The organism is Nocardia sp. SYP-A9097 (assembly GCF_009649815.1).
Lineage (GTDB): Bacteria > Actinomycetota > Actinomycetes > Mycobacteriales > Mycobacteriaceae > Nocardia.
Genome location: NZ_WJIC01000071.1, coordinates 1 through 2,462, shown reverse-complemented (window position 1 = coordinate 2,462; position 2,462 = coordinate 1). Strand labels below are relative to the sequence as shown.

Annotated in this window: 2 protein-coding genes; both read right to left on the bottom strand. The window is 62.3% G+C overall.

Features of this window, described 5'->3' with window-relative positions:
- The coding region (locus GFY24_RS44025) for a condensation domain-containing protein (RefSeq protein ID WP_153810462.1) at positions 1 to 129 on the bottom strand (129 nt) is incomplete at its 3' end.
- A 54-nt stretch (positions 130 to 183) separates the two neighbouring features.
- The coding region (locus tag GFY24_RS40765; RefSeq protein WP_153810461.1) for a non-ribosomal peptide synthetase at positions 184 to 2,462 on the bottom strand (2,279 nt) is incomplete at its 5' end.

Genomic DNA, 2,462 nt, shown 5'->3' with positions numbered 1-2,462 from the left:
CAGCCCCAGCGCTGAGACATCGAGCCCGCCACGCAACCGCAACACCAACGGCATGTTGTAGGTCGCGGACAGACCCTCCAACTGGTGAATGAACCACAACCGACGCTGAGCGAACGACAACGGAAGCATAATTCGAGTCCTCTGAGAAATAGCAGATCAATTACTTGACGGATTCACGCGAGATCATTCGATATCGCGTGAGTACCTCCGAAGTGCAGGTCGTGAAGGACTCTTCTTCGGCAAAACAGCTGTCTGCACGTCCGTTGCCAGCTGGGCGATCGTCGGCGCCTGGAACAGGGCCCGCACCGCGATCTCGACGCCGACTGCATCATGAATTTCCGCGACCACCCGCATCGCCAGCAGTGAATTACCGCCGATGTCGAAGAAGGAGTCGTCGACGCCGACCCGGTCCAATCCGAGCACCTGGGCAAAAATCGGCGCCAGCATTTCTTCGGTCGGTGTCGACGGCGCTCGATATCCCGCACCTGCGTAATCGGGCGTCGGCAGGGCTCGCTTGTCCAACTTTCCGTTGACCGTCAACGGCAGACTGTCCAACACCACTACCGCTGCCGGAACCATGTACTCCGGCAAGCGCGCCCCGACCGCGGCACGCACCATCGCCGGGTCCACAACACCGGTCACATATCCGACGAGCCGTTTGCTGCCCGGCTGGTCTTCGCGCACCACGACCACGGCCTGCTCGACCCCGGGCGCCGCAGACAACGCCGCACCGACTTCACCGAGCTCGATCCGGAAACCGCGAATCTTCACCTGGTCGTCGCTACGACCCACATACTCCAACTCTCCCTTGGCATTCCAGCGCACGACATCACCGGTGCGATACATGCGAGCACCCGAACGCCCGAACGGGCATGCCACGAACCGCGACGCGGTCAATCCGGGCCGGCGCAGATACCCGCGCGCCAAACCCGTACCCGCGATATACAACTCACCCGCGACCCCGACCGGGACCTCGGACAAACCGTCATCCAAAACGAAGAAGGCGAGATTGCGCAACGGAACACCGATCGGGCTGATGCTGTGGTTGGCGTCGGATTCATCGAGTTCGCGGAACGAGGCGTGCACCGTCGTTTCGGTCGTGCCGTACATATTGATCAATCGCGGGGCATCCGAATACCGACTCCACCACGAAGCCAGACGATTGGGTTCCAGCGCCTCACCGCCGAAAATCACCGTCTCGAGATTCAACAAGCGCGAATCCGGCTGCAGGTCCTCGACCGCCTGCAGGGCATGGAACGCCGACGGCGTCTGGCTCAATACCGTGACCTGCTCATCGATCAACAGTCGATGCAAATCCATCGGTGACTGCACCACCGATTCCGGGACGACAACCAACCGGCCGCCGTGCAGCAGCGGACCCCATATTTCCCACACCGAGAAGTCGAACGCGTACGAGTGGAACTGGGTCCACACCTGCCCCGGCTCGGGAGCAAATCCGGAAACACGCACCGACTCGAACAATTGCGTCGCGTTCTCATGAGTCACCGCAACACCTTTGGGTGTGCCGGTCGTGCCGGAGGTGTAGATGATGTACGCCTGCGCCGAGGCGGGCGGAACCAGCAACGGTGTTCCGGGTCGTGCCACAAGCGCCGGGTCGGCGATATCGATGACCGGCAGGTCATACCCGGTCAACCGGGGCGCGTACTCGATGTCGGTGATCACCGCTGCGGGTGACGCGTCGGCGAGCACGAACCCGACGCGCTCGTCGGGATGACGCACATCGATCGGCAGATACGCCGCACCGGCCTTGAGCACCGCCAGGATCGACACGATCGCCTCGCCCGAGCGCGGCAACATCAGTGCGACAACATCATCCGCACCGACACCCCGATCCACCAGCAGATGAGCGAACCGCGACGAAGCCTCGTCGAGTTCCCGATAGGTCCACGACCGTTGTTCGAACACCACTGCCACCGCTTCGGGCGTCCGCGCGACCTGCGCGGCGAACACTGCCGGAATCGACACCGCCGCAGCCTGTTCGGCCAGCGCCGTGCGATTCGAGAACTCCGTCAGCGCGGCCAGTTCCTGTTCGTCGAACACATCGATCGCCGATATCCGCTGCTGCGGATCAGCGACCACCGCGTCGAGCACCCGCTGCAGTCGAGCCGCCAAACGCTCGACCTCCACCGTGTCGAACACATCGGCCGAATATTTGACCTGGAGCCGCAGTTCCCGACCCGGCACTATCTGAAGCGTCAGCGGGTAGTGCACTGTTTCGTGGAAGGCTATGTCGACCACCGAGATATCCCCGCCGACACTCTCGACCGACGTCTCGATCGGGTAGTTCTCATACACCACCAGGGTGTCGAAAAGGTCCTTGTGCCCCGACGCACGGCAGATCTCGGTCAACGGCAGGAACTGGTGCTCCAACGTATCGCCCTGATCGGCCTGCAACTGCTCGACCAGTTGCGCGAACGTCATATCCCGACCGATATCAGCGC